At 71.2% G+C, this 26,110-nt stretch carries 32 protein-coding genes and 1 tRNA gene; 31 read left to right on the forward strand and 2 right to left on the reverse strand.

Features of this window, described 5'->3' with window-relative positions:
* Window positions 1–17 precede the first annotated feature (17 nt).
* The 13 genes from G514_RS0121940 to G514_RS30805 all read left to right on the forward strand — a co-directional run bounded on the left by G514_RS0121940 (window position 18) and on the right by G514_RS30805 (window position 7,068).
* The gene (locus G514_RS0121940; RefSeq protein ID WP_028653502.1) at window positions 18–614 is read left to right on the forward strand and encodes an RNA polymerase sigma factor; all 597 of its coding nucleotides are present in this window, start codon (window positions 18–20) and stop codon (window positions 612–614) included.
* A gap of 362 nt (window positions 615–976) precedes the next feature.
* Complete coding sequence (locus tag G514_RS0121945; RefSeq protein WP_028653503.1) at window positions 977–1,927, forward strand: histone H1-like repetitive region-containing protein; 951 nt, start codon at window positions 977–979, stop codon at window positions 1,925–1,927.
* A gap of 5 nt (window positions 1,928–1,932) precedes the next feature.
* Window positions 1,933–3,261, forward strand: coding sequence for an SRPBCC family protein (locus G514_RS28340; RefSeq protein ID WP_036566052.1), 1,329 nt, complete (start codon window positions 1,933–1,935; stop codon window positions 3,259–3,261).
* 27 nt (window positions 3,262–3,288) lie between these two features.
* Window positions 3,289–3,720, forward strand: coding sequence for a gas vesicle protein GvpJ (gene gvpJ / locus G514_RS0121955; RefSeq protein WP_028653504.1), 432 nt, complete (start codon window positions 3,289–3,291; stop codon window positions 3,718–3,720).
* Window positions 3,713–4,471: a GvpL/GvpF family gas vesicle protein gene (locus tag G514_RS0121960; protein WP_028653505.1), complete on the forward strand. Its 759-nt coding sequence runs from the start codon at window positions 3,713–3,715 to the stop codon at window positions 4,469–4,471. The genes gvpJ (G514_RS0121955) and G514_RS0121960 overlap by 8 nt, the downstream gene beginning before the upstream one ends.
* Window positions 4,462–4,713 (forward strand): gas vesicle protein GvpG, encoded by a 252-nt coding sequence (locus tag G514_RS0121965; RefSeq protein WP_028653506.1) that lies wholly within the window; start codon window positions 4,462–4,464, stop codon window positions 4,711–4,713. The genes G514_RS0121960 and G514_RS0121965 overlap by 10 nt, the downstream gene beginning before the upstream one ends.
* A complete protein-coding gene (locus G514_RS0121970; RefSeq protein ID WP_084152306.1) occupies window positions 4,710–5,069 on the forward strand; it encodes a gas vesicle protein GvpO in 360 nt (119 codons plus the stop codon). Before G514_RS0121965 ends, G514_RS0121970 begins: the two co-directional genes overlap by 4 nt.
* The gene (gene gvpJ, locus G514_RS0121975; protein WP_051248054.1) at window positions 5,062–5,415 is read left to right on the forward strand and encodes a gas vesicle protein GvpJ; all 354 of its coding nucleotides are present in this window, start codon (window positions 5,062–5,064) and stop codon (window positions 5,413–5,415) included. The genes G514_RS0121970 and gvpJ (G514_RS0121975) overlap by 8 nt, the downstream gene beginning before the upstream one ends.
* On the forward strand, window positions 5,412–6,170 hold the full coding sequence (locus G514_RS0121980) for a GvpL/GvpF family gas vesicle protein (protein ID WP_028653509.1): 759 nt from the start codon (window positions 5,412–5,414) through the stop codon (window positions 6,168–6,170). The genes gvpJ (G514_RS0121975) and G514_RS0121980 overlap by 4 nt, the downstream gene beginning before the upstream one ends.
* 2 nt (window positions 6,171–6,172) lie before the next feature.
* Window positions 6,173–6,367 carry a gas vesicle protein gene (locus tag G514_RS0121985; protein WP_211222208.1) on the forward strand — a complete coding sequence of 65 codons (195 nt, stop codon included), beginning with the start codon at window positions 6,173–6,175 and terminating at the stop codon, window positions 6,365–6,367.
* The gene (locus G514_RS0121990) at window positions 6,364–6,666 is read left to right on the forward strand and encodes a gas vesicle protein K (RefSeq protein WP_036566003.1); all 303 of its coding nucleotides are present in this window, start codon (window positions 6,364–6,366) and stop codon (window positions 6,664–6,666) included. Before G514_RS0121985 ends, G514_RS0121990 begins: the two co-directional genes overlap by 4 nt.
* A gap of 23 nt (window positions 6,667–6,689) precedes the next feature.
* Entirely contained in the window at window positions 6,690–6,914 is a 225-nt protein-coding gene (locus G514_RS0121995) for a hypothetical protein (RefSeq protein ID WP_028653511.1), read from the forward strand.
* A 13-nt stretch (window positions 6,915–6,927) separates the two neighbouring features.
* A complete protein-coding gene (locus G514_RS30805) occupies window positions 6,928–7,068 on the forward strand; it encodes a GPGG-motif small membrane protein (protein ID WP_169576541.1) in 141 nt (46 codons plus the stop codon).
* Between the two features lie 46 nt (window positions 7,069–7,114).
* Here the strand turns inward: G514_RS30805 and G514_RS0122005 are convergent, their stop codons facing one another.
* The gene (locus G514_RS0122005) at window positions 7,115–7,606 is read right to left on the reverse strand and encodes a YajQ family cyclic di-GMP-binding protein (protein ID WP_028653512.1); all 492 of its coding nucleotides are present in this window, start codon (window positions 7,604–7,606) and stop codon (window positions 7,115–7,117) included.
* A gap of 114 nt (window positions 7,607–7,720) precedes the next feature.
* Between G514_RS0122005 and G514_RS0122010 the strand changes: the two genes are divergently transcribed.
* A tRNA-Tyr gene (locus tag G514_RS0122010) sits at window positions 7,721–7,803 on the forward strand.
* A 180-nt stretch (window positions 7,804–7,983) separates the two neighbouring features.
* Here the strand turns inward: G514_RS0122010 and G514_RS28345 are convergent.
* The gene (locus tag G514_RS28345; RefSeq protein WP_051248056.1) at window positions 7,984–8,871 is read right to left on the reverse strand and encodes an NADP-dependent oxidoreductase; all 888 of its coding nucleotides are present in this window, start codon (window positions 8,869–8,871) and stop codon (window positions 7,984–7,986) included.
* Window positions 8,872–8,897: 26 nt separating this feature from the next.
* Here G514_RS28345 and G514_RS0122020 point away from each other — a divergent pair, with 26 nt between their 5' ends.
* The 17 genes from G514_RS0122020 to G514_RS0122100 all read left to right on the forward strand — a co-directional run bounded on the left by G514_RS0122020 (window position 8,898) and on the right by G514_RS0122100 (window position 26,090).
* Window positions 8,898–10,094: an acyl-CoA dehydrogenase family protein gene (locus G514_RS0122020; protein ID WP_245582305.1), complete on the forward strand. Its 1,197-nt coding sequence runs from the start codon at window positions 8,898–8,900 to the stop codon at window positions 10,092–10,094.
* Window positions 10,091–11,131, forward strand: a complete 1,041-nt coding sequence (locus tag G514_RS0122025; protein WP_028653514.1) for an acyl-CoA dehydrogenase family protein — start codon at window positions 10,091–10,093, stop codon at window positions 11,129–11,131. The genes G514_RS0122020 and G514_RS0122025 overlap by 4 nt, the downstream gene beginning before the upstream one ends.
* The gene (locus tag G514_RS0122030; RefSeq protein ID WP_028653515.1) at window positions 11,128–11,895 is read left to right on the forward strand and encodes an enoyl-CoA hydratase-related protein; all 768 of its coding nucleotides are present in this window, start codon (window positions 11,128–11,130) and stop codon (window positions 11,893–11,895) included. Before G514_RS0122025 ends, G514_RS0122030 begins: the two co-directional genes overlap by 4 nt.
* Entirely contained in the window at window positions 11,892–12,851 is a 960-nt protein-coding gene (locus tag G514_RS0122035) for a cyclase family protein (RefSeq protein WP_036566006.1), read from the forward strand. The genes G514_RS0122030 and G514_RS0122035 overlap by 4 nt, the downstream gene beginning before the upstream one ends.
* 12 nt (window positions 12,852–12,863) lie before the next feature.
* Window positions 12,864–13,319, forward strand: a complete 456-nt coding sequence (locus tag G514_RS0122040; RefSeq protein WP_028653517.1) for a pyridoxamine 5'-phosphate oxidase family protein — start codon at window positions 12,864–12,866, stop codon at window positions 13,317–13,319.
* On the forward strand, window positions 13,316–14,059 hold the full coding sequence (locus G514_RS30810) for a hypothetical protein (RefSeq protein WP_028653518.1): 744 nt from the start codon (window positions 13,316–13,318) through the stop codon (window positions 14,057–14,059). The genes G514_RS0122040 and G514_RS30810 overlap by 4 nt, the downstream gene beginning before the upstream one ends.
* The gene (locus G514_RS29585) at window positions 14,052–15,083 is read left to right on the forward strand and encodes an LLM class flavin-dependent oxidoreductase (protein WP_051248060.1); all 1,032 of its coding nucleotides are present in this window, start codon (window positions 14,052–14,054) and stop codon (window positions 15,081–15,083) included. The genes G514_RS30810 and G514_RS29585 overlap by 8 nt, the downstream gene beginning before the upstream one ends.
* 54 nt (window positions 15,084–15,137) lie before the next feature.
* Window positions 15,138–15,446, forward strand: a complete 309-nt coding sequence (locus G514_RS0122055) for an EthD family reductase (protein ID WP_028653519.1) — start codon at window positions 15,138–15,140, stop codon at window positions 15,444–15,446.
* Window positions 15,443–16,372 carry a TIGR03619 family F420-dependent LLM class oxidoreductase gene (locus G514_RS28355; protein WP_051248062.1) on the forward strand — a complete coding sequence of 310 codons (930 nt, stop codon included), beginning with the start codon at window positions 15,443–15,445 and terminating at the stop codon, window positions 16,370–16,372. Before G514_RS0122055 ends, G514_RS28355 begins: the two co-directional genes overlap by 4 nt.
* The gene (locus G514_RS29590) at window positions 16,369–17,310 is read left to right on the forward strand and encodes a hotdog family protein (protein WP_084152309.1); all 942 of its coding nucleotides are present in this window, start codon (window positions 16,369–16,371) and stop codon (window positions 17,308–17,310) included. The genes G514_RS28355 and G514_RS29590 overlap by 4 nt, the downstream gene beginning before the upstream one ends.
* Window positions 17,307–18,341: an MBL fold metallo-hydrolase gene (locus G514_RS0122070; protein WP_028653520.1), complete on the forward strand. Its 1,035-nt coding sequence runs from the start codon at window positions 17,307–17,309 to the stop codon at window positions 18,339–18,341. The genes G514_RS29590 and G514_RS0122070 overlap by 4 nt, the downstream gene beginning before the upstream one ends.
* 61 nt (window positions 18,342–18,402) lie before the next feature.
* The gene (locus tag G514_RS28365; RefSeq protein WP_084152310.1) at window positions 18,403–20,004 is read left to right on the forward strand and encodes an AMP-binding protein; all 1,602 of its coding nucleotides are present in this window, start codon (window positions 18,403–18,405) and stop codon (window positions 20,002–20,004) included.
* On the forward strand, window positions 20,001–21,149 hold the full coding sequence (locus G514_RS0122080) for a thiolase family protein (protein WP_051248066.1): 1,149 nt from the start codon (window positions 20,001–20,003) through the stop codon (window positions 21,147–21,149). The genes G514_RS28365 and G514_RS0122080 overlap by 4 nt, the downstream gene beginning before the upstream one ends.
* Window positions 21,150–21,236: 87 nt before the next feature.
* Window positions 21,237–21,824 carry a TetR/AcrR family transcriptional regulator gene (locus tag G514_RS0122085; RefSeq protein ID WP_028653522.1) on the forward strand — a complete coding sequence of 196 codons (588 nt, stop codon included), beginning with the start codon at window positions 21,237–21,239 and terminating at the stop codon, window positions 21,822–21,824.
* Window positions 21,825–21,834: 10 nt separating this feature from the next.
* Complete coding sequence (locus G514_RS0122090; protein ID WP_084152311.1) at window positions 21,835–23,496, forward strand: AMP-binding protein; 1,662 nt, start codon at window positions 21,835–21,837, stop codon at window positions 23,494–23,496.
* Between the two features lie 96 nt (window positions 23,497–23,592).
* Window positions 23,593–24,948 (forward strand): phenylacetate--CoA ligase family protein, encoded by a 1,356-nt coding sequence (locus G514_RS28370; protein ID WP_051248070.1) that lies wholly within the window; start codon window positions 23,593–23,595, stop codon window positions 24,946–24,948.
* Window positions 24,948–26,090: an acyl-CoA dehydrogenase family protein gene (locus tag G514_RS0122100; protein WP_028653524.1), complete on the forward strand. Its 1,143-nt coding sequence runs from the start codon at window positions 24,948–24,950 to the stop codon at window positions 26,088–26,090. Before G514_RS28370 ends, G514_RS0122100 begins: the two co-directional genes overlap by 1 nt.
* Window positions 26,091–26,110: the final 20 nt, after the last annotated feature.

Raw genomic sequence — 26,110 nt, forward strand, 5'->3', positions numbered from 1 at the left:
GGAGCAGGGGAGTCGAGGTGACGGGACGGGGACCGGACGAGCTGGTCTCCCTCGCGCGCGCCGGTGACCAGCTCGCCTGGAAGCAGCTCTACCAGCGCGACGCGGGCAGGCTGGTCGCGTGGCTGAGGTGGCTGCCGCGCCCGGACGGCGCGGTCGCCGACGAGGACGTCGCCGCGCAGGCGTGGCTGACGGCGGCCACGAAGATCCACGAGTTCCGCGGCTCCGACGACGACTTCACCGGCTGGCTCTTCGGGATCGCCCGGCACCACGCCCTCAACGACTACCGGCGCGGCGTACGCCGGCAGACGCGGCCCGCGGACGTCGTACGACTCGAGACCTCCTCCGTCGAGGCGGAGCGCGACCTCGGGCTGGTCGAGGACCACGACGCCACCCGCCGGCTGCTCGCCCTCCTCAGCCCGCGCGAGGCCGAGGTCATCGCGTGCATCGACGTCGCCGGCCTCGACGTGCGCGCCACGGCGACGGCCCTCGGCATGAGTGCCAGCGCGGTGCGGGTGGCCCGGCACCGCGGCCTCGCGCGGTTGCGCCGACTCCTGGAGGCGAACGACGCGCCCGACGCGGCGTCGGTGACGCCCGTGGAGGGCTCCGCGGGCTGACGGACGCCGTCGCGGCATCCCGAGCCGGCGGCCGGATGTCGGCCGGATGTAACGCTCCGCAGCGCCGGCGACATGGCAGGAGTGAGCCACTCGTGGCTCCTGGGGTCGTCGGCCCTCCCAGACAGGTCGACGACGTGGCCCGGCGGTTGACCCCATGGTGACCGCCGGGCCACCCGGCCCCGGACCCGGCCGCATCCCTGCGGAGCGCAGCGCGCGGCCGCCTCTCGCATGAACCACATGATGCTGGGTACTTCGGCTGCGGAGGGTGCTTGTCTGGGGACAGGGTCGCCCTCATTGCGGCCCGTCAGTGCCTGAGGGAGTGCGCCGTCGTTCGACGGTGACAGGCATTGAGAGGGAGCAGCATGTCCGCAGCCAGAGTTGGGCTCGGGGTGGCCGCCGGCTACCTGCTGGGCCGTACCAAGAAGATGCGCTTGGCCATCACGCTCGGCAGTATGATCGCCGGTCAGCGGATCGCCACCAGTCCCGTCGGGATGCTCCGGCAGGCCAGTCAGCTGGCGGAGAAGAACCCGCAGCTCGCCGAGCTGCAGCAACGGATCACCGGCGAGCTCTTCGACGCCGCCCGGTCCGCTGCCGTCGCCTCGGCCACCTCGCGGATCGAGTCGTTCAACGAGGCTCTCCTCGGGCGCGGCGACAAGAGCGACGACGACGAGTACGACGACGAGGACGAGTACGACGACGAGTACGACTCCGACGAGGAGGACTCGGAGGAGGAGGAACCGGAGGAGGGCGACGAGGGCGCGGAGGACGAGCTCGACGACGCCGACGGGGACGACTCCGACGAGGACGGCGACGACGACGAGGACGAGCAGGACGAGCTCGCTTCCCGGCGCTCCCGCGCTCGATCGAGCGGCTCGCGGTCGAGCGGCTCTCGGTCGAGCGGCTCTCGGTCGAGGAAGGCCTCGAAGCGGCCTGCCAAGAAGGTGTCCGCGAGCAGGTCGGCGAGCAAGAAGGCCCCGGCCACGCGGTCGACGGCCAAGAAGTCGGCGGCCAAGAAGTCGTCGCCCTCGAGGTCGACTGCCACGAAGTCGACGGCCAAGAAGTCGTCGCCCTCGAGCTCCACGGCCAAGAAGTCCACCGCGAAGAAGTCCACCGCGAAGAAGTCGGCGGCGAAGACGTCGAGCGGCACGAGGTCGGCCGCGAAGAAGTCGACCGCGAAGAAGTCGACCGCGAAGAAGGCCCCGGCCAGGAAGTCGACGGCCAAGAAGTCGCCGCCGAGCAAGACGGCGAAGAAGGCTCCCGCCAAGAAGACCTCGGCGAAGAAGACCTCCAGCCGCAGCACGAGCGGGCGGTGATCGGGATGGCTGAGAAGAACTCGGGCATGGATGCCCTCAAGGACGCCTCGCAGCAGCTGCTCGGGACGCTCGGCGACCGCGCGCTGTCGGAGGCGCACGACCGCATCGGCGGCCTCACCGACAAGCTCGGTGGCATCGCGGGCGGCGGGCCGGCGGGCCAGGCGCTCGCCAAGGGCGCGAAGGCCAAGGCCGAGGGCGGCAGCGGCCTCCTCGGCGGTGTGAAGGGCGCCGTGTCCGGGGTCAAGGACAAGGTCGTCGACACCGTCACCGGAGGCGGCGGCGGCAAGGGCAAGGGCGGCGACGCGACCTCCTCGACCAACATCATCGAGTCGATCGACGTCGGCGTACCACTCTCGGTCGCCTACAACCAGTGGACCGAGTTCGGCTCCTTCCCGAGCTTCATGAAGAAGGTCGAGAACGTCGACGCGGAGTCGGAGGAGAAGCTCACCTTCAAGGCGCAGATCTTCCTCAGTCACCGGACGTGGGAGGCGACCGTCCTGGAGCAGGTCCCTGACGAGCGGATCGTGTGGCGCTCGAAGGGCGAGAAGGGGCACGTCGACGGGGCGGTGACGTTCCACGAGCTGGCGCCCAACCTGACCCGGATCCTCGTCGTCCTCGAGTACTACCCCCAGGGGCTGTTCGAGAAGACGGGCAACCTGTGGCGGGCGCAGGGTCGCCGGGCGCGTGCCGAGCTCAGGCACTTCCGCCGTCACGTCATGACCCGCACGGTGCTCGACCCGGACGAGGTCGAGGGCTGGCGCGGCGTGATCCACGACGGCGAGGTCGTCGAGTCGCACGAGGAGCACGTGCAGCGCGAGGAGGAGGAAGCCGACTCCGGCGAGGACGGAGCGGGGGACGAGTACGACGACGAGTACGACGAGTCCGACGACGAGAGCGGCGAGATCGACGGCGAGGACGACGACGAGGCCGACGACGAGCCCGAGGACGAGTACGACGAGGACGAGTACGACGACGAGGGCGCCGACGACGAGGACGACGAAGCCGAGGACGACGAAGCCGAGGACGACGAGCCCGAGGACGAGTACGACGAGGACGAGTACGACGACGAGGGCGCCGACGACGAGGACGACGAAGCCGAGGACGACGAAGCGGAGGACGACGAGCCGGAGGACGAGTACGACGAGGACGAGTACGACGACGAGGACGACGCCGAGGGCGAGGACGACGAGCCCGAGGACGACGAGCCCGAGGACGACTACGACGACTACGAGGAGGACGAGGAGGACGTCGAGGAGGACGCGGACGACGTGGACGACGTCGACGACGAGGACGAGCCCACCGGGCGCCGGAGCTCCCGGCGCCGCGCGAGCTGACGCCGACCGGACCGAAGGAGATCAGCAATGACCACCCAGACCTCGTCCCGCCGGAGCGGGGGCGGCTACCTCGAGCGTCCCGCTCCCAGCGGCCTGGCCGACGTCGTCGAGACGATCCTGGACAAGGGCATCGTGATCGACGCCTACGTCCGGGTGTCGCTCGTGGGCATCGAGCTGCTCACCGTCGACGCGCGCATCGTGATCGCGAGCGTGGACACCTACCTGCGCTTCGCCGAGGCCACCAACCGTCTCGACCTCTACGAGAAGGGCGGGAAGGACCTGAGCGAGGCCATCGGCGACCTCCAGGAGACCGGTGCCGCCAAGAAGGTGGGAGGTGCCGTCCGTGGTGCGAAGAAGGCGCTCACCGGCTCCTCGCGCGACGATGATGACGACGACGACCGCGACGAGCGGCCGCGGAAGCGGTCCTCGTCCCGGCGGCGGGAGTCCTCACGTGGCTGAGGCGGCCGTGATCGAGGACACCGGTTTCTACTTCTACGGCGTCGTCGCCGCCGGCACCGACGTGGCCGGCCTGCAGGGCCTCGACGACGTGGAGGTGATGACCGTCGAGCACGCCGGCCTCGCGGCGCTCGTCAGCGTGGTCCGACTGCAGCGGCCCCCGGGCCGGGCGGCCGAGCTCGTGGCGCACGCCCGCGTGGTCGACGCGCTGTCCGCGCAGGCCACGGTCGTGCCGGCGCAGTTCGGCCTGGTGCTCGACCACGACCTGCTCGAGGCGGCGCGCGTCCTCGACGACGACACCCACGCGCTGCACGACCTGCTGCGCCGTCTCGACGGCAAGGCGCAGCTGAACCTGCGTGCGACGTACGAGCCAGAGCAGGTGCTCGCGGAGCTCGTCCGTCAGGACCCGCAGGTCGCCGAGCTGCGACGGCGGACCGCCCGGCTGGCTCCCGGCACCCCTCATCCCGAGCTCGTCGAGCTCGGGCAGGCGGTGTCGCGGGGGCTGACCCGCAAGCGGCTCGAGGACTCGCAGTCGGTGCTGGACCTCGTCGCCCCCCACGTGGCCGAGCACGTCGTCCGGGCGGGCGGGGAGTACGACGTCCTCGACGTGGCGCTCCTCGTCGAGCGCGACCGCATCCCTCGGCTCGAGGACGAGCTGGAGGCGCTGGCCGAGGCGGTGCACGAGCGGTTCCGGCTGCGGCTGGTCGGGCCCGTCGCGCCCTACGACTTCGTGGGAAGCGCGCCGTGGGCCTGATCAGCGGGCTGCTCACGCTGCCGCTCGCACCGGTGCGCGGTGTGGTGGCGGTGGCCGAGCAGGTGCAGCGCCAGGCGGAGGAGGAGTTCTACGACCCCGTCCGGATCCGCGAGCAGCTCGCCGACGTGGCGCGACGCCGCGAGGCCGGCGAGCTCACCGACGAGGAGGCCACGGCCCGCGAGGACGAGCTGGTCGAACGGCTCGTCACGGGCCAACGACGACGGGGAGGAGATGTCGGTTGACCACCGCGAAGAAGACGACGAGGAGCAGCAAGAAGGCACCGTCGAAGAAGTCCGCGCGTTCCGGCAGCTCCACGGGGGCGAGGGCGCAAGCGCGTCCCGACCCGACCCCGGTGCGGGTCGCCGGCCAGGCCGCCGACCAGCTGCTCGTCCTGACCGGCCGGGAGTCGGAGGGGGTCACGGGCATGGAGCGCACCGAGGACGGCTGGGCGGTGCAGATCGAGGTGCTGGAGCTGCGCCGGGTGCCGACCACCACCGACGTGCTGGGCCTCTACGAGGTGCACACGGACCGTCGTGGCGAGCTGCAGAGCTACCGACGGCTGCGTCGCTACACCCGGGGGGCCTCCGACGATGAGTGACCAGCTGACGCCGCTGCGCAGCAACGGCAGCGCGCCGGACCGCCCGTCGTACGGCCCCGCGCCGTCCAACCTCGCCGACATCCTCGAGCGGGTGCTCGACAAAGGCATCGTGATCGCCGGCGACATCAAGGTGAACCTGCTCGACATCGAGCTGCTCACCGTGAAGATCAGGCTGCTGGTGGTCTCGGTCGACAAGGCGATCGAGCTGGGCATCGACTGGTGGCGCAGCGACCCGATGTTGTCGACCAGCGCCGCCGACCACGAGCTGGCCGACGAGAACGAGCAGCTGCGGGCCAGAGTCCGCGAGCTCGAGTCCGAGTCCGAGTCCGAGAGGGCGAGGCGGTGAGCCCGACCGCGCGCTACGTGTTCGCCGTCGCGCGCTCGCTGCGGGCCGAGGACCTGGCCGACACCGTCGGGTTCCACGACGTCCCGCTCGACGTCGTCTCGCACCGGGGGCTGTCGGCGGTGGTCTGCGACGTCGAGCTGGCCGAGTTCGGCGAGGAGGCGCTCACGAAGAACCTCGAGGACCTCGCCTGGTTGGAGTGGGCCGCGCGGACGCACGACGGAGTGGTGTGGCGGGTGGCCGGGCTGGCGACCTGCGCGCCGCTGAGGCTGGTCACGGTGTGCTCGGATGACGACAGCGTCCGCGCCAAGGTGGACGCGCTGCACGGCGACCTCGAGGCGGTGCTCGACCGCGTCGAGGGGCGCAAGGAGTGGAGCCTGAAGGTCCTGGCGCCGGCCCCGGTCGAGCGCGAGCCGGTGCCCGCGCCCTCGGGCGCCTCGTCCGGCGCCGACTACCTGCGCCGCAAGCGCGAGGCCGCCGGCCGGCGCCGCGAGCTCGGCGAGCAGGCATTGCAGGCGGCAGAAGTGCTGCACCGGGTGGCCAGCGAGCACGCCGTGGCGTCGCGACGGCTGGCTCCCCAGGACCCGCGGCTCACCGGACGTCCGGAGCCGATGGTGCTCAACGGCGCCTACCTCGTCGAGGCCGACCAGCACGAGTCGTTCCGGGCCGCCGTCGCCGCGGCTGCCGAGCTGCGCGACGACGTCTCGATCGAGCTCGAGGGCCCCTGGCCGCCGTACTCCTTCGCGGTGCTGTCGTGAGCGTGGTCAGCACGGAGCAGGCCGTCGGCCAGGTGTCCCTGGTCGACCTGCTCGACCGTCTGCTCGGCACCGGCGTGGTGCTGGCCGGCGACGTCGTGATCTCCCTGGCCGGCGTCGACCTGGTGGAGGTGCGCCTCAACGCGCTGATCACCACGGTGCGCGCCGACCTGGCCAGGCCCCGCGGAGCGCGCCGATGACCCAGGACACCGTGACGCGGCTGCGCCAGCACCTCGACACCGACCCCGACTCGGTGGCGCGGGAGCTGTTCAAGCTCGTGCTGACGATCATCGAGCTGGTCCGCCAGCTCATGGAGGCCCAGGCGCTGCGCCGGGTCGATGAAGGCGACCTCTCCGAGGAACAGGTCGACGCGCTCGGCCTCGGGCTGATGCGCCTCGAAGAGGCGATGGAGGAGCTCAAGTCCCGTTACGGGCTGACGACCGAGGACCTCAACCTCGATCTCGGCCCGCTGGGCACCCTGCTGTCCGACCAGCCCTGAACCGACACCTGAGGGGATACCGCATGACGATCAGCACCGACGACGCCCGCGCCGAGCTCGTGAAGACCCTGTTCAGCAAGGTGCGCGAGGACCTCTACCCGTCGACCACGATGCTCGACCTGATCGAGAACCTCCTGACACCGGAGGAGGAGCCCACCTACGTCGTGCTCCTCCAGGAGAAGATCCGGTCCGAGCGCTTCCCCAGCATGCCTCTACTCATCCGACTGAGCCGGCTCGTGGCTCCCTGAAAGGAAGTTGCTCATGTTTCTCATCTGGTTGCTCGCCGTCGTCATCGGCATCGCCGGCATCATCTCGCTGTTCCGAGGCCAGGTCCTGCTCGGGATCATCCTGATCATCCTGGCGTTCGTCGTGGGTCCGGGCGGCTACAGCATCTTCAAGTAGCCGCGGCGCCGCCGGGCTCGGGGCTGCCCGAGCCCGGCGGTGCGTCTCACCGGTAGTTGGTGAACTGCACCGCGAAGTCGTAGTCCTGCTGCCGCACCAGCGCCTGGACCGCCTGGAGGTCGTCGCGCTTCTTCGAGGAGACCCGCAGCTCGTCGCCCTGGATCTGCGCCTTGACGCCCTTGGGGCCCTCGTCGCGGATCAGCTTGGTGATCTTCTTGGCGTCCTCGGAGGTGATGCCCTCCTTGAGCGTGATGCCGATCTTGCTGACCGTGCCCGACTGGCGCGGCTCCGAGGCGTCGAGCACCTTGAGGCTGACGTCGCGCTTCACGAGCTTCTGCTTGAACACGTCGAGGACCGCGGTCGCCCGGTCGTCGGCCGACGCGGTGATCTCGATCGCCTGCTCGCCCTGCCACTCGATCTTGGCGCCGGTGCCCTTGAAGTCGAACCTCGTGGCGATCTCGCGGGCCGCCTGGCCCAGCGCGTTGTCCACCTCCTGGCGGTCGATCTTGCTCACGATGTCGAACGACGAGTCAGCCATGTGTCTCCCCTTGATCTCGGGCCAGGGCTCAGGCCTGGATTCGGGCGCGCGGTGCGCGCTGCGCTATTGTTTCGCCTCGTCGTCGACCGACCAAGTCGCGCTCGACGACACCCAGGCAGGTTGCCCGAGCGGCCAATGGGAGCGGACTGTAAATCCGTCGGCTTACGCCTACGCAGGTTCGAATCCTGCACCTGCCACCCAATTGCGGTCGGCGGCAAGTTGCGGACTGTCCGACAGGGTCCGGCGCGGGCGGTGACCGCCGCAGCGCGAGCGCTGCTACGACAGCCGACCGTGACCTACGGACGCCCGGGCTCGGGGGAAGACCAGGGAGGTGGCACGCTGACGGCAGTTCACCGCCACGTCGGACGAGCTTCGACCTAGGGGTCCTCAGAGACGCGGACCAGCATCTTCCCCCGGTTGGCTCCACGCAGCATCTCCCGGAACGCGTGCACCGCGTGGTCGAGACCTTCGGCCACGGTGACCGCGCTGGTGAGTCTTCCTTGGCGCATCCATTCCGAGGCTCGCTCAACGAAAGCCTCGTAGGACGCCAGGTGCTCGCGCACCGTGAAGCCTTCGACCCGGAGCCGCTGGGTGAGCACGTTGATGAGATTGTGCGGCCCGGGTCGCTCTCCGAGCTGGTTGTACTGGTTGATCGCGCCACACACCACGATGCGGCCGTGCGGGCGGATCACGTCCAGGGCTGCTGCGAGGTGGTCGTCGCCGACGTTGTCGAAGTAGACGTCGATGCCGGCGGGGGCCACCTCCAGCAGCGCCGCGGTCAGTTCCGGGACGTGGTAGTCGAACGCCGCGTCGTAGCCGAGCTCGTCGGTGAGCTGGCGGACCTTCTCGGGGGAGCCGGCCGAGCCGATCACGCGGCCGGCGCCGAGCAGTCGGGCGAGCTGGCCGCAGGCCGCCCCCACGGCCCCGGCGGCGCCGGAGACCCAGACGTCCTCACCGGGCTGGAGGCGGGCGACGTCGCGCAGCCCGACGTACGCCGTCAACCCCGTCATGCCCAGCACGTCGAGGTGAGCCGTGAGGGGGATGGCCGGGTCGACCGCGATCGGGCGCACCTCGGTGAGCGGAACGAGCGCGTGGTCGCGCCAGCCGTAGCGGTGGCTGACCACGGTGCCTTCGGCGAGCGACCCGTCGCCCGATGCCTCGACGACGCCGATCGCGCTGCCGTCCATCACCGCGCCGAGCTCCCATGAGGGGTAGTTCGGCAGCGTCGCCGCCATCCGGACGCGCATGTAGGGGTCGACCGACATCAGGACGTTGCGCGAGCGGGCCTCGCGTGGATGCCGAGGCTTGTGCCGGGCCTGAACATGAGGGATCCTGTCAACAGAATGGAGCGCTCGATTCAGGAGGCTGGGTGGCGGTACGTGCGGCGTCTCTCCCATCCGCGATCGCCGACGAGCTGAGGCGAGAGGTCCGTGCCTTTCTCGATGACGAGCTCGGTCGCGGCACCTTCTTGCCACGTTGTGACGGGTGGATGTCCGGATACGACGCCGAGTTCAGTCGCAGGTTGGCGGCTCGCGGATGGGTGGGTATGACCATCCCGCAGGAGTACGGCGGGCCTGGCCGTTCGGCGCTTGAGCGATTCATCGTGATTGAAGAACTGCTGGCAGCGGGGGCGCCGGTCATGGCGCACTGGATCACGGACCGTCAGGTTGCTGGGGCCTTGCTGCGGTTCGGGAGCGAGGAGCAGAAGCGGAGGTACCTGCCGGGGATCGCGCGGGCCGAGGAGATCGTCGCCATTGGGATGTCCGAGCCCGAGGCAGGGTCGGACCTGGCGGGGATCACGACGCGGGCGGTGCGGGACGGCGACGGATGGCGGCTGCGCGGACGGAAGGTGTGGACGACCAACGCGCACCGGGCCACGGCGATCGTGCTGCTGGCGCGGACCGACCCGGACCTGAAGGACCGTCACGCGGGGATCTCGCAGTTCCTCCTGCCGCTGCCGAACCCGCGGGTCGACGTGTCGCCGATCCGGGCGATCGACGGGAACCACGACTTCAACGAGGTCGTCCTCGACGACGTGCCGCTGACCGACGCGCACCTGCTCGGCCGGGAGGGCGACGGGTGGCAACAGGTCACGGCGGAGCTCGCGACCGAGCGTTCCGGGCCCGAGCGGATCCTGAGCACGCTGCCGCTGCTGCGGGCGTGGGCGCGGGAGGCGCCTGACTCCGATGAGCTGGGGCGGCTGGTCGCGCAGCTTGTCACCTTGCGCCGGATGTCGGTGTCGATCGCCGCTGCCCTCGACGAGGGCGAGCGGCCCGAGGTCGAGGCGGCGTTGGTCAAGGACCTCGGCACGCAGTTCGAGGGCGAGGTGGTGGACGCGGTGCGCCGGACCACGCGCTCCGAGGAGCGCTCGGAGGAGCTGGCCAGGCTGCTCGACCATGCGGTGCTGCAGACACCGGCCTTCACGCTGCGCGGCGGGACCAACGAGGTGCTGCGATCGGTCGTTGCGCGCGGGCTGGCCCTCCGGTGACCGCGGCTGCGACCGGTCAGTCGGCGCTTAACCCGGACGTTCGCGAGGCGGCGCGTGCCGTCCTCGGCCGGATGGAGCCGGCCGGTGCGGCGGACCGGGGGCTCGACTCCGAGACGTGGGACCGGCTGGCGCGCTCGGGGTTCACCCTGCTCGGGATCGACGAGCAGCACGGCGGGAGCGGCGGAACGCTACGGGACTTGGCGGCGGTCGTGTACGAGGCGGCGTACGCCTGCGCCGCGCTGCCGGTGGTCGAGACGGCCTGGCTGGCCGGTCCGTGGCTCACGCTCCTGGATACCGATCCAGGACCTGGGCCGGCGACGGCCGCCGTCGCGCCCGGCGTACGTGTCGACGACGGTGGTACGGCGACCGGCACGGTCCGGCACGTCCCCGCGCTGCGCTGGTCCCGGAGCGTCGCGCTGCTCACCGGTGGCGAGCAGCCCCGTCTGGCCCTGGTCGACCCGTCCGGCTCCGGCGTGAGGGCCGAGGAGCGGGCGAACCTGGCCGGCGAGCCCCGCGACACCCTCGTGCTCCATGACGCTCCCGTGCACTGGGTGGCGGCAGACGCGGGTGAGGCGGATCAGCACCGCCTGCGGGGCGCGCTGGCCAGGTCCGTCCAACTGGCCGCGGCCGCTCAGCGGGTCCTCGACCGGACCCTCGCGCACGTCCGTGAGCGGCATCAGTTCGGCCGCCCCGTCTCGGCCTTCCAGGCTGTCCAGCATCGGCTGGCCGCTATCGCCGGCGATGTCGTGGTCATGCATGCCGCCGTCGAGGCGGCGGTGGCGGGCTGGGCCGACCGCGCCGACGACGCCGACTTCCTCGTGGCCGTCGCCAAGGCGGAGACGTCGTGGCGCGCGGGCCGGGTGGCCTCGGCAGGCCACCAGCTGCACGGTGCGATCGGCTTCACGCTCGAGCACGACCTCGGCGCCGCGACCAAGCGGCTGTGGTCGTGGCGCGAGGAGTTCGGCAACGAGGGTGCGTGGCGCCCGCACGTCGCGGCCGCGGTCGGCGAGCACTTGTGGGAGGTGGTGACCAGGTGAGTGACGACGAGCTCGTCGGCTGTGCGCTCGAGGACGGGGTGGCGTGGCTGACCCTGCGAGACCCGAAGCGGCGCAACGCGATCTCGGAGGCGATGGGCGCAGAGCTGGCAGTCGCGTGCGAGCGGATCGACGCGGACGCCACCATCGGGGCGGCGGTGCTGCGCGGCGCCGGCGGCTACTTCTGCAGCGGTGGAGACCTGCGCCTGCTGGCCACTGCTTCGGCCGACCCGACGAGCGACGAGGGCATGACAGCGCTCTCGACGATCTACGCGGGGTTCGTCCGGTTCCTCGAGCTGGCCGTGCCGACGGTCGCCCTGGTCGAGGGCGGTGCTGTCGGCGCCGGCATGAACCTCGCCGCGGCGGCCGACGTCCTCGTCGTCACGGAGGACGCCGTCCTCGACAGCGGCTTCCTCACGCGCGCGGTCCATCCCGGCGGTGGTCACCTCGCACTCATGCACCGGTTCCTTTCGGTTCAGGACACGATGGCCTTCTCGGTCCTGGGCGCGCCGCTCACGGGCATGCAGGCGGCAGCGCGCGGGCTCGCCTGGGCCGCCGTTCCGCAGGCCGCGATCGTGGAGACCGTGCGCCGGCTGGTGCGCGGCGCCGGAGCCGACCCGGACCTGGCTCGGCTGACCAAGAGGTCGGCGCGTCGTGAGCTCGGCCCGCCCGGCGTCGACCTCGCCACGGCGCTCGAGCTGGAGCGTGCTCCCCAGATGTGGTCGCTAGCCCGCAAGGGAGCCGAGGGCTGGGGTCCTCGACGATGACGCTCGAGCCCCGGCAGGTGACGGTCGCGCAGGTCGAGGCGCTGGCCGAGCACCTCAGCGCGTGGGGCCGGTGGGGCGAGGACGACGAGTCGGGCGCCGTCAACGAGGTGACCCCCGGGCACGTCAGGGCCGCGGCCGGGCTGGTGCGGCGCGGGGCGGTGTTCTCGCTCTCCCTGCCGCTGGACCGACGCGGTCCTCAGGGCGCCGGCAGCGGTCGCGCCAACCCCGAGCACCTCATGGTCCGCGACGGCGGCGACATCGCCGCCTCGTCGCGCGGCATGGCGGGCACCGACTACACCGACGACGTCCTGCACACGCCGCTCCAGGCTGCCACTCACTGGGACGCGCTCTGCCACTGCTTCTACCGCGGTCGCACCTGGAACGGTCGCGACACCGGCTCGGTTGCGAGCAGCGGGGCGCGCGCCACTGACATCACCCGCCTCGGCCACCGCGCGGTCGGCCGCGGCGTGTTGCTCGACGTGCCACGCTGGCTGGGCCGAGCGTGGCTCGAGCCAGGAGAGGCGATCCAGGCAGAGCATCTCGAGGCCTGCGCCGCCGCCCAGGGCGTGGACGTCACGCTCGGCGACTTCGTCCTGGTCCGCACGGGTCAGATGGAGCAGTGCCGCGACCGCGGCGAGTGGGGGACCTACGCCGCCGGGCCGGCGCCCGGGTTGGGCGTGTCCGCAGCGACCTTCCTGTGTGAGCGTGGGGTGGTCGGTGTCTCGACCGACACGTGGGGCGTCGAGGCGATCCCGTACGAGACCGGTGGCCTGGCCGCGCCGTTGCACGTCGTGCTGTCGATCCACGCCGGGATCCACCTCGGCGAGATGTGGGACCTGGCCGAGCTGGCCGCGGACTGCGCCACGGACCGGGTCTTCGAGTTCCTGCTGGTGGCGCCCCCGCTGCGCGTCACCGGCGCCGTGGGCGCCCCGGTGCACCCGGTGGCCATCAAGTAGAGAGAGACGCGCATGGGCAGCAACCTGCGAGGAAGCATCGTCATGGACGGGGCGGAGGTGTCGAACCTCGTCCACGAGTGCCGGACCGCGACGGTGGCCACGATCGGCCGCGACGGCCTGCCGCATCTCACAGCGCTGTGGTTCGCGATCGAGGACGAGCGAGTCGTGTTCCTCACCAAGACGCGTTCGCAGAAGGTTGCCAATCTTCGCCGCGACCCACGCCTCAGCGTGCTGATGGAGGCCGGGACGGAGTACGACCAGCTCCGCGGCGCTGTCCTCGAAGGATCGGCGACGCTCGACGAGGACCCCGGACGCCTGCGCCAGGTGGCGGTGGCGATCCGGCACCGCTACGCAGAGGCCGACGTGGCCGAGGACGTGGAGTCCTCGATCCGCAAGCGGGTCGCCATCTCCGTGGAGGTCGCACGGGTCAGGTCGTGGGACCACCGCAAGATCGGAGCGTCCCGATGAAGCGGATGTCGCGGTTCCTGCCCTCGCAGCTGGTTTCACGGTCCGACGCGGACCACCACTACGAGCAGCTGCACCACCGGTTCGCGATGCGCATGTTCCGCGAGCACGCGCCGAGCGTGGCCCGTTACGCCACCAACCACGCGGTGGCCCGACGCGACCTGACAGGCGGCTTCGGCGCGGCACCGACGTCGTGGCGGTTTGTGATCCTCGAGTTCGACGACGCGCCGGCGGGTGACGACACAGGGGGGAAGGAGTGGCTTCCGGGATGGGCGGAGACCACGATCGTCGACGACCACACGAACTTCCTGCGCGAGGTGCGCCCCTTCGAGGTGACGCCGACGGTTCTCGTGGACCGCCGCGGCGGCCAGCTCAGCACGGCGAAGTTCCTCCTCGAGGTCGAGGCAGAGGACGAAGCCGACCCCGCCCCAGCCCGGGCGAGGCTGGGTGAGCTCTCCGCGGCGCTCTCCGCCGCCCCGGTTTTCGGGCTTCGTCTCGTGACCCGCAACGACGTGGTCCGCGAGGCGGCGATGGACCCCGTGCGCGAGCCGGGCCAGGCATACGCCGGCGCGTTCCTGCAGCGTACGACGATGATTGCGTTCGTCGAGGTCTACACCGACCATCCCGACCACGGTGCCGAGCTGTTGGCCGGTCCCGACGTCGCGCCCCTGCTGCGTCGGCAGCCGGGGGTGCGGATCGCGGTGCACCGGGTGGACGAGCTGGTCGGCGTCGACCGTGGCTGAGGGGCTGGCCCACGGGCTCCTCTACAACACCCAGGACCCGCCCGGCGGTGCCCGGCTGGTGGAGCGTTGGGCGGAGCTGCTCGACCTTGCGGTGGTGGCCGAGGAGTGTGGTTTCGCGTCGGTCCACGTGCCCGAGCACCACGGCCGCGACGACGGCTACCTCCCGCAACCCCTCGTCGCGTGCGCAGCCCTGGCCGCCCGCACACGCCGGATCAAGGTCGGCACCGCCGTCACGGTCGGGCCGCTCCGACACCCGCTCCACCTCGCGGAGGAGGCGCTCGTCGTCGACGTGCTCTCTGGAGGCCGGCTCGTCCTGGCCGTCGGCCTCGGCAACCTCCGCGGGGAGTACGACGCGTTCGGTGTGCTGTTCGAGGATCTCGGTGGCCGGTTCGACGAGTTCCTGGGCGTGCTGCTTCCCGCGCTGGGCGGCGACCGGGTCACGATGCACGGCAGGCACTACGTCGTGCCGGGCGTCCTCGCCCGACCCAGGGCCGTGCAGCGACCGCGTCCCGAGACCTGGGTCGGGTCGATGTCACCCGCGGGGGTCCGGCGGGCCGGTCGGTTGGGCGTGCCGCTGCTGCTCGACCCGCTGAACACCATCGCCGACCTGGAGCCGCTCGTGGCGACCTACCGGGAGGCCGCTGCGGCAGCAGGGCAGCCCGCGCGGGTGAAGCTGATGCGCTGGGGCTGGGTGGGCGACGACGTCGACGCAGACTGGTGGCCGCACGTCCGGCAGGCGCTGTGGGGCTACCTCGTCGACGTGCCGCGCATCGATCGTGGACGGCACCCGGCCCTGCGGGGCGCCACCTCGGCCGACGAGCTCGACCTGGCCGCGGTGAGCGAGGACCGCCTGCTCGTGGGAGACGCCGCCACCGTCTCCCGGCTGGCCGCCGAGTGGTGCCATCGGCTCGGCGCCGACCACCTGGTGGTCAAGCTCCAGGGCGCCACCGGGCCGTGGGGTGACCCGCTGGCCGCGGCGGTTCGCCGGTACGCCGAGGTCATCGCCCGCACCGCTGCCCCTTGACTCCTGCCGGTCGGGGCGGGAAGATCGAGCGCTCGCTACAGGAGGTCGGATCGCATGGCGAAGATCGTGGCGCTGGTCAAGCGCAAGGACGGAATGACCTACGCGGAGTTCGTGAGCTACTGGCAGGACCACCACGCTCACGTGGTCTCGCGTCTGCCGGGGCTGCGCCGGTACGTGCAGAACCCGGCCCGGGAGGGCCACCAGTGGCTCTACGACGGCATGGCCGAGCTCTGGTTCGACGACGTCGACGCCATCCGCACTGCCTTCCGCAGCACCGAGTCGGACGACGTTCGAGCCGACGAGCCCAACTTCGTCGACACGATCGACTGGTTCATCGCCGACGAGCACCCGGTCATCGCGTGACGGCAGGCGCGTCGGGGCTGGTGGTCGGTGTCCAGCTGGCCCACTACGGCGCGCCGCTGGAGGAGATCGGCATCGACGCGATGGTCGACGAGATCGTCGCGTCCGGCCTCGGCGGCATCTGGGTGAGTGACCACGTGGTCCTCGTCGAGGACTCCGCCTCCTCCTACCCCTACGAACCGGAAGGCTCCTACGGGTTCCCTGCCGGGACGCCCTGGTTGGAGGCGTTCATCACCCTCGCGGCCGTGGCGGTCCGAACGGAGGGCCTCGAGCTCGGCACATCGGTGTGCGTCCTTCCCCAGCGTGACCCGGTCCTGCTCGCGAAGCAGTGCGCCAGCCTCGACCAGATCTCCGGCGGGCGGCTGCGGCTCGGGGTGGGCACGGGCTGGCTGCGCGAGGAGTTCGCGGCGCTCGGGGCGCCGTTCGCGGGTCGCGGCGCGAGGGCCGACGCCTGGCTGCGGCTGCTCCGTGCGTGCTGGTCCGGCGCGCCCGAGGCGGGGGAGTACGGCGAGCGCACTCTCCCTGCCGGCGTCCGGTGCGAGCCGCGGCCGGTGCACGGCCAGGTCCCGGTGCTGGTCGGCGGGAACAGCCCGGCTGCGCTGGCCCGGGTGGCGCGCGCGGGGGACGGCTGGCTCGGTGCGGTACCCCGGGCAGGACTGCCTCTCGCCGACCTGACGCGGATGGTCGCGACGATCGGTCGTGAGTGTGAGTCGGTGGGGCGCGACCCCGACGAGGTGGAGCTGTCGCTCCGTCTCGCTCCCCGGATGTCCGAGCTCGGCACCGATGCGTTCACAGAGCTGCTTGCGTCGTACGTCGGGGCCGGCGTGCGGCGCATCACCATCGACCTCGCCTGGCACAGTCTGGAGGCGGGACGCGAGCGGCTCGGCCGGCTGGCCGCGTCGGTGGCCGCGCTGGGCGTGAGCGCATGACTCGTATGGTCGCGACCGCGGCGGTGTCGCGCGGCACCTACGACGAGGCGCTGGAGTGGGTCGGGCGGACGCTCGGTCCGATGCCGTGCCCCACGCGCGTCGACCCCGCGAACGTCCGCCTGTTCGCCGCGCTCACCCGCGACCCGGACCCTCGCTGGTGGCGCGAGGGGTGGGACGACGGCGAGGTGGAGGTGCCGCCCGGCCTCCTCATGTCGTACGCGCTACCACCGCCCTGGCACCCGCAGGAGCCGGACCTGCGTCCGCTGTGGGCGCAGGTGCCGCTGCCGGGGCCGACGCTGATCAACGTCAGCACCGTCACCGACCATCCTCGAGCGCTCCACACCGGGCGCCGGCTGACCGTGCGGGAGACCGTGGTGTCGGTGTCGCCGCTGCGGCACACGCGGCTGGGAGCCGGCCACTTCGTCACGACCACGATGGAGTTCGAGGACGAAGGCGTCCTGGTCGCGCGGCACGAGAACGTGATGCTTCGCTACACCTTCGCGGAGGCCGGCCGCACCCAACCGGCGGGTCGGGCCGCCGCCTTGGACAGCGCCGTCGTCGAGGTGTCGATCCCGGTCACGCTCGAGCTCTGCGTGCTCGACGTGGCCTCGACCCAGGACCTGTTTCCTGGTCACTACGACCGCGGGTACGCCCAGCGGCAGCGGGTCGGTGGGGTGTTCCTCAACACGATGTTCTTCCACGGCCTCGCCGACCAGCTCGCTCTGCGCGCCGCCGGTCGGGGCCATCGGGTGCTGCGCCGGGAGCTGAAGATGCGCGGCTCGGCGGTCGAGGGCGACACCGTCGAGGCCAGTGCAGGCGCGCCGCACCACCACGGTGGACACGTCGTCGTGGACGTGGAGATCAGGGCGTCGGGCCGGACTGCCGCAACAGCTGAGGTTCGGCTGTCACCGACCAGCGCGAGCGAGGGGGCCCCGTGAGCGAGGCCAGGAGGAACCGCCTCGCCGAGCTGCCCGCGGTGGAGCAGGTCCGCGACGGCACGTGGGTGGTGCCCGTGCCGATCCCGGACAACCCCCTGCACTACGTCCTCAGCTACGTGCTCGAGGCGGACGGCGGCCTCGTGCTGGTCGACGTCGGGTGGAACGATCCTGGCTCGTTCGAGGCGCTCGGCGCGGGGCTCGGGGAGATCGGGGCGTCCGTGGCCGACGTGCGCGGGATGGTCGTGACGCACATCCACCCCGACCACTACGGGCTGGCCGGGCGGGTCCGCGAGGTCTCCGGCGCGTGGATCGCCCTGCACGGTCTCGACGCGTCCCAGATCACCGGCCGCTACTCCAAGATCGAACGGCTCATCGAGGACAACGTGCTCTGGCTGACCGGCGCGGGCGCTCCGGCCGAGGACGTCGAGGTGCTGTGCGACGCAGGCGCGGAGCTGCAGCGCTACGTGATGGTGGCCCACCCGGATCGGGTCCTCTCGGACGGGGACCGCATCGAGCTCGGCGGGGGGCGCGCCCTCGACGTCGTCCACACCCCCGGCCACACCGTCGGGCACGTCTGCCTGTACGACGCGCCGGCGCGGCTCCTCTTCAGTGGCGACCACGTGCTGCCGCGCATCTCGCCGAACGTCGGGTTCCATCCGCTCTCGAGCGCCGACCCGCTGGCGGACTTCCTCGCGTCGCTGCGCAAGGTGGGGGCGCTCGGCAGCGAGCTCGCACTCCCTGGACACGAGTGGCGCTTCGACGACGTGCCGGCGCGGACGCGCGAGCTCGCCGAGCATCATGAGGCGCGGTTGGCCGAGGTGCTCGTGCTGCTGGCTCGCGGCGCTTGCACCAGCTGGGAGGTCGCTCAACGGTTGATCTGGTCACGGCCGTTCGACTCACTGGCCCCGGTGACCCGGAGAGCTGCGCTCAGCGAGGCGATGGCCCACTTGGTGCATCTCCGCACCCGCGGTGAGGTGCGCTGCGAGCCCGGACCCCCGGATCTCTGGCTCGTCGGCCGAACGGGGTCTTGACAGTCCACCCGTGCGGGGCCAGATTGGATGGAGCGCTCGATTCAGTCATGAGGGAGGGAACGTGATCGTCACCGAGACGGAGGCGATGGCGCACAGCGTCGGCTCGCTGCTCCGCGCGCAGGCATCGGCTCACCCGGACCGTGCCCTCGTCGTCGCACCCGATGGCTCCCGGATCTCCTACAGAGAGGTCGACGAGGCTTCCGACCGCCTCGCGCTGGCCTTGCGCGAGCAGGGCATCGGCGCCGGTGACCACGTCGCGATGATGTTGACCAACGAGCTGCCGATCCTGCTGACCTGGTGCGCGCTGGCCAAGCTCGGCGCCGTCGAGGTGCCGCTCAACACGTCGTTCAAGGGCATGAGCCTGGAGTACCTCCTGCAGCACAGCGACGTCTCCATGGTCATCGTGGAGGAGCAGTACGCGGACCGGTTCGATCGGTTCGCGGGCACGGTGCCGGGGTTGCGCAGCGCGGTCGTGGTCCGCCCCGAGGTGCCGTCCGGCGGCTCCGGTGCCGAGCTGCCATGGCCGACCACGGAGTTCGCGGACCTCGTCGCCCGCCCGGCGGACGAGCCGCTGGAGATCGTGGCGGGCCCGGACGACCTGCTGGCGATCCTCTACACCAGCGGCACGACCGGCCATCCCAAGGGCGTCATGGAGAGCCATCGCTGCGCGATCCACTGGGGGCTCAACTACCGGCGCTACATGGCGGTCGACCCGGACGACGTCAACCTCCTCTTCTCGCCGCTGCACCACGCGATGTCGCAGTTCCTCGGGGTGATGCCCGCACTGCTGAGCGGCAGCGCGGTCGCGGTCGTCAACGGTTTCAGCGCGAGCGGCTTCTGGGAGGTGTGCCGCACGACGGGCGCCACGCTCTTCAACTTCACCGGCGGAGTGCTGTCCTTCCTGTGGAAGCAGCCCGAGCGTCCCGACGACTCTGCCAACCCCGTGCTCCGGGCCCTCGGCGTGCCGATCCCCGACGACCTCTACCCCGGATTCGAATCTCGCTTCGGGCTCTCCCTCCTGCCGTGCTTCGGCACCAGCGAGAGCAACGTCGTCTGTTACAGCACCCCGGGGGAGGTTCGCCGCGGCAGTAGCGGCCGGCCCGTCGATGAGTTCGTCGTGGACGTCGTCGACGACGACGGCCACCCGGTGCCGCGCGGCACCAAGGGCGAGATCGTGACCCGTCCGAAGAAGCCTGACAGCATGATGCGGGGCTACTACAAGCAGCCCGAGCTGACGGCCAAGGTGCTGCGCGACCTCTGGTACCACACCGGGGACATGGGCTACGTCGACGACGACGGCTATCTCTTCTTCGTCGACCGCCGCAAGGACGCGATCCGCCGCCGAGGGGAGAACATCTCCTCCTTCGAGATCGAGCGCGTCGTCAACGCGCACCCAGCAGTGCTCGAGTCGGTCGCGGTGGGCGTCGCCTCCGAGCACGGCGAGGAGGAGGTGAAGCTGGCCGTCGTGCCGATGGCCGGCGCCGACCTCACGGTCCACGAGCTCTGGGACTACTGCGACCGCGAGCTGCCTGCCTTCATGGTGCCGCGCTACCTCGAGCTGCGTGAGAGCCTCCCGAAGACCCCCACGGAAAGGGTGATGAAGTACGTGATCCGCGACGAAGGTGTGCACGAGGGCGTGGTGGACCGGGTGAGCGACCGATGACGGCCGGCATCCTCGGCATCGGCGAGGTCGTCCGGCCACCGCAGGGCACGAGCTCCATGGAGCTGCACGCGATGGCAGCGCGCAAGGCGCTGGCGGACGCGGGCCTGACCATCCGGGACATCGACGGGCTCGTCGTGGGCTACTCCTTGACCGAGCCCAAGATGGTGCTCTCCGCGGCGGTGGCGGAGTACCTGGGGCTGGATGTGCGCTACCTCGACTCGGCTCACGTCGGCGGGGCCGCTCCGTTCTTCGGCGTGGCCAGCGCCGCCGCCGCGATCGCGGCGGGTCGGGCGGAGCGGGTCCTCGTCATCTTCGGCGACAACCGCAAGACCGGGTGGGCAAGCATGGACGCGGCGATCGCCGCGATGATCGCCGAGGTCGGACACCCGGAGTACGAGCTGCCGTACGGCCCGCTCATCCCCGCCAACCTCGCGCTCATCGCGCGCCGGCACTTCCACGAGTTCGGTACGACGCGCGAGCAGCTGGCGATGATCCCGGTGATGCAGCGCGAGCATGCGCGGCTGAAGGAGGGCGCCGAGCGCACCGACCCGTTGTCCGTGCAGGACATCCTCGACGCCCGGCCGGTCGCGACGCCGCTCGTCGCCGCCGACTGCGCGCTCGTGTCGGACTCCGCTGGTGCCCTGGTGGTCGGCCACCTCGACGACGACGTCGCCGGCACGGAGAAGCCGCGAGTCGCGATCCGCGGCACCGGCGGCTGGTCCGACTACTACTACCCGTTCCAGAGCCGCGACCTGACCACCTTCGGGTTCAAGCCGGCGGCCCGGCAGGCGTTCGAGCAGGCCGGGCTCGGTCCCGAGGACATGGACCTGGCCGAGATCTACGACGCGTTCAGCGTGATCGTCCTCGTTGCCCTCGAAGACATCGGCTTCTGCTCGCGTGGCACCGCGGGGGAGTTCGTGGCCGAGCGGCGCACGGCGCTCGGGGGGCAGATACCGGTGAACACCCACGGCGGCCTCCTGTCGTTCTCCGGCAACGGCACCTTCCACATCACCGAGGCCGTCAGCCAGCTCCGCCACGACGCCGGTGAGCGGCAGGTGGAGAACGCGCGCAGAGCCTTCGTGACGGGTATCGGCGGGATGCTCGCCGTGCACTACTCGCTGGTCCTCGAACGAGCGGAGCCATGAGCCGGCTCGGCGCTACGATGCCCGCGGCTCGCCTCACCCGCTGGGCGCGCGCGCCGCGGCCGACCCCCAACAGACAGGTCTGATCACATGCCGAGCGAGGTCAAGGAACGCATTCTCGAGGTGGCGGCGCAGCTGTTCATGGAGCAGGGGTTCGCAGCCACGTCGGTCCGCGAGATCGGCGAGCGCGCCGGCATCGGGCAGAGCTCCCTGTACCACCACGTCAAGTCCAAGGGACACCTGCTGCAGGCGCTCCACGAGGTCTTCATCGAGCAGCTCAACTCCGAGCTACACCGGGTCGCGGACTCCGACGGGTCGCCCACCGAGAAGCTCCGCGACATCGTGCGGGTCGTGCTGACCGTGGTGGAGACGCACCAGCCAGAGGTCACCGTGTTCCTGCGCGAGAGCCACGCCCTTCCCAAGGAGATGCGCCGCAAGATCCAGCGCGAGCGCGACGAGGTCGACGTGATCGTGACCGACGTGCTCAACCGCGGCATCGACACCGGCGAGTTCCGCAAGGATCTCGACATCCCGCTGGCCCGCCTGGCGATCCTCGGCATGTGTAACTGGAGCTACCAGTGGTTCCGCCCCGGCGGCACGCGCACCATCGACGAGATCAGCAAGGCCTTCGCGGACTACGCGCTTCGCGTCGTTCTGGCGGACCCGAGCACGCTGTGAGCCCACCGCGGTGAGCACCGATGTCGCCGCCGGATCCAGCCCCCCGCGGAGCAAGCGCCTCCTGCCTGTGGAGGAACGCACCCTCGACCGGCTGCTGCTGTCGCGCGCCGACGCAGCGCCGGACGCGCCGTTCTTCAGTGTCGGCGACAGCCCTTCGGCGCCATTGGGCGACCTGGCCGACGCGGCGATGCGGTTCGCCGGCGGACTGCGGTCCCTCGGAGTCCGCCGTGGTGACCGGGTGGCCCTCGTGCTGCCGACCTCGCAGGCTGCGCTGCTGGCCTGGTGGGGCTGCGCGCTTGCCGGAGCGGTCGAGGTGCCAGTCAACACCCTGCTCACCGGCGAGCTGCTCCGGCACGTCCTGAGCGACTGCGGGGCGGAGGTCGTGATCTGCAGCCGTCCGCTGCTTCCCGCCGTGTGCGAGGTCGCGGCCGGCACCGGTCTGCACACGGTCGTCGTGGCTGACGACCCCGACCCCGATGCCGCGCTCGCCGACGTCGCAGTGCCCGACCACCTCCGCAGCGAGGGGTGGGACGCACTCACCTCGGCGACGCCGTACGTCGAGCAGGGGATCCGCGTCGGCGACCCCATCGCGGTGATGTACACCTCCGGCACCACCGGTTCGGCCAAGGGCGTGGTCTGCCCCCAGGGCTACTTCATGTGCTGGGCCGACGACACCGGCCGGGCCGTCGACTTCCGCCCAGGCGACACGCTCTACTCACCGCTGCCGATGTTTCACATCACGGCGCAGGCCGTGAACGTGCAGCTCGCTCTGCTCCACGCGGGCCGGGTCGCCATGGACCGCCGCTTCTCGCCCAGCGGGTTCTGGCCGCGCATGGCGCGGCTCGGCGCCACCCACGTGTGGTCCTTCGGATCGATGACGCCGCTGCTGCAGCGAGCGCCGGCCGAGGACTCCGACCGGCAGCACGACGTTCGGGTGCTCTGGAGCATCCCCTGGCCCGCGACCGGGGGCATGGAGTTCCAGGAGCGCTTCGGGGTGCAGATCCTGTCCGGTTACGGATCGACCGAGCAGGGGCTCACCATCGTGCAGCCGCTAGCGGGAGCGCGACCCGGCACGTTGGGGCTTCCGACCCCGCACTACGAACTGCGGCTCGTGGGCGAGGGGGACGAGGAGGTGCCCGAAGGCGAGGCCGGCGAGATCGTGGTCCGGCCCCGGGATCCCTTCTCGATGATGCAGGGCTATCTCGGACGGGAGGAGGCGACGCTCTCGGCCTGGCGCAACCTCTGGTACCACACGGGGGACCTCGCGCGACGGCGCCCGGACGGGTTCCTCGAGTTCGTCGAGCGGAGCAACGACGCCATCCGCCGTCGCGGCGAGAACATCTCCGCCTTCGAGATCGAGTCCACCCTCGCCGTGGTCGAGGGCATCGACGAGGTCGCGGCCATCGGCGTGCCGTCCGAGCTCGGCGACCAGGACGTGATGCTCGTGCTCACCGAGCGGGGTGAGGGGCTGGACCCGCGCACCCTCTTCGAGCGGTGCCGTGAATTGCTGCCCTACTACATGGTGCCCCGCTACATCCGCGTCGTCGCCGAGCTCCCGAAGACGCCGAGCCTGCGCGTGCAGAAGTTCCTGCTGCGCGCCGAGGGCGTCACCGCCGACACGTGGGACGCAGAGGCGGCCGGACTGCGCGTCCGCCGCCCTGCAGAGGCTTGACACTCCTGTGATCCGCTCGTAACCTCAGAATCGAGCGCTCGCTCCACCCGACGGCCTGGTGGTCTCGGTGGGGAGCCGGCTGGGAGGGGAGTGCGCATGACAGGCCCGGACGTCCTCGACGACGTCGAGGTGCAGCCGTGGGACCAGGTCGTCGAGAGCCAGTTCCGGCGGGCGACCGGGACCATCCAGGACCTGCGCAAGCGATCGGAGCTCTATGCCGACACGCTCGACCAGGCTGGCATCGGCCCGGACTTCGAGGTGCGGGACTGGTCCGACCTGACCGCGATCCCCCTCACCGACAAGAACGCGATCCGGGCGAGCCTCGCCGCTCACCCGCCCCTCGGCAGGCACCTGGCGGTGGACCCGAGCGACGTCACGCAGATCCAGGCGACCAGCGGCACCACCGGCTCGCCGTCGTACTTCGGGTTGACGCCGAACGACGTGCAGACCTGGGCCCGCCTCGGGGCGCGCGGCTTCTACGCCGCGGGCTTCCGGCCCGGTGACGTGGTGCTGCACGCGTGGTCGTTGAGCAAGGGCTTCACCGGTGGGGTGCCCGTCGTCCGGATGCTGCAGCAGCTCGGCGCTGTCGTCGTCCCCATCGGCGCCGAGGGTGGCATGGAGCGGATCCTGACCGTGGCGAAGGACCAGGCCGCGGTGGGTCTGTGCACCGCGCCCAACTACGCGCTCTACCTGGCCGACATGGCCGAGCGCACCGTCGGCGTCCCGGCCACCGAGCTGGCCGTCCGAAGCCTCGTCGTCGGAGGCGAGCCTGGCGGCGGCATCCCCTCGATCCGGTCTCGGATCGAGGCCGGGTGGAACGCCACCTGCTGCGAGGTGCTCGGCAACTCCGACATCGCCACCATCGTGTGGGCCGAGTGTCCAGATCGCTCCGGCATGCACTTCATCGGCCAGGACATCGTGCTGGCAGAGCTCGTCGACCCGGAGAAGGGGACGCCGGTCGAGCCGGCCGCGGGCGCGGTGGGCGAGCTGATCTACACAGCCCTCGAACGTGAGGCCTCGCCGCTGCTGCGGTTCAAGAGTGGCGACCTGGTGGAGGTGCTCGGCACCGAGTGCAGCTGTGGTCGTACGAGCTACAAGCTTCGCTGCTTCGGGCGCACGGACGACATGCTCCTGGTGCGCGGGATCAATGTCTGGCCCACCGCCGTGCAGGAGATCGTGGCCGGCTACGCCCCGCGCACCACGGGAGCGATGAGGATCGTGCTCGACTTCGAGGGGTACACGACCAACGACCACCTGCGGATCGAGGTGGAGCGCGGCACCGAGGCGACCACCGACGACGACGCGACGCTCGCCCGCGACATCACGTCGGCGATCCGCAGCAAGCTGGTCTTCCAGGCGGACGTGCACGTGGTCGGCCCTGGCGAGATCGAGCCGCCCGGTGCCGGCAAGGTCAAGCTGGTCGAGCGTCGGCTCCCGGGCGGCGGCGCCTGATGGAGTTCGCACTCGACACCGAGCAGGCGGCACTCGAGCGGTCGGCCCGTGAGTTCCTGGCCAAGGAGTGCCCGCTCGAGTTCGCCAGGGAGCACGACGAGCGAGCCGAGTTCCCCGTCGATCTCTACCGCAGAGCCGCTGGGCTCGGCTGGATGGGGCTCCCGTTCACCGAGGAGTACGGCGGCACGGAGGGCGACGAGGTCGACGAGGCACTGGTCGTGGAGCAGCTCGGCTACGCGATGATGCCCCTGGCCGCCTGCTTCCTGGTCACCGTCCTCACCTGCGGCAAGACGATCCGCGACGTCGGCACAGCCGAGCAGAAGTCGACGTGGCTCACCCGCATCGCGAGCGGCGACGCGTTCGTGTCGTACTCGCTCACCGAGCCCGCCTCGGGATCGGACGCCGGCAGCGTACGGACACGCGCGCAGCGCACGACGGGTGGCTGGGTCGTCAACGGCCAGAAGATGTTCACGACCGGCGCCGACATGGCCTCGGTCATCCTGCTCATCGCCCGCACCGGTGAGTCGGACTCCGGCAGCGCCGGACTGAGCATGTTCCTCGTCGACCCGGCCACGCCCGGCATCAAGGTGGAGACCCTGCCGAAGCTGGGGCTGCGCCCCTACCACACCTGCATCGTCACCTTCGAGGACGTCGAGCTGCCCGAGTCCGCGCTGTTGGGCGGGGAGAACGACGCCTGGCGATACACGGTCTCCAGCCTCAACCGCGAGCGGATCGCCTGCGCCGCGATGTGCGTCGGCACCGCCCAGGCGGCGCTCGACTTCGCCCTCCGCTACGCCAAGGAGCGCGAACAGTTCGGCGTCCCGATCGGGTCGTTCCAGGCGATCCGGCACAAGCTGGCGGACGCCCACGTGCGGCTCTCGCAGGCTCGTCTGCTCACCCGCCGTGCGGCGTGGCTGGAGGCCAACGGCCAGTCGTCGACCCGGGCCGCGTCGATGGCGAAGGTGTGGGCTACCGAGGCCTGCGTGGACATCGCCGGCGACGGCATGCGCATCCTCGGTGGCTACTCCTACATGCTCGAGTACCCCATGCAGCGCTATCTCCGCGACGCACTCATCCACCCCATCGGCGCCGGCACCAATGAGATCCAGCGCAACATCATCGCCAAGGAGCTGCAGCTGTGAGCACCGTGACCTCGTCCGAC

The organism is Nocardioides halotolerans DSM 19273 (assembly GCF_000422805.1).
Taxonomy (GTDB): Bacteria; Actinomycetota; Actinomycetes; order Propionibacteriales; family Nocardioidaceae; genus Nocardioides; species Nocardioides halotolerans.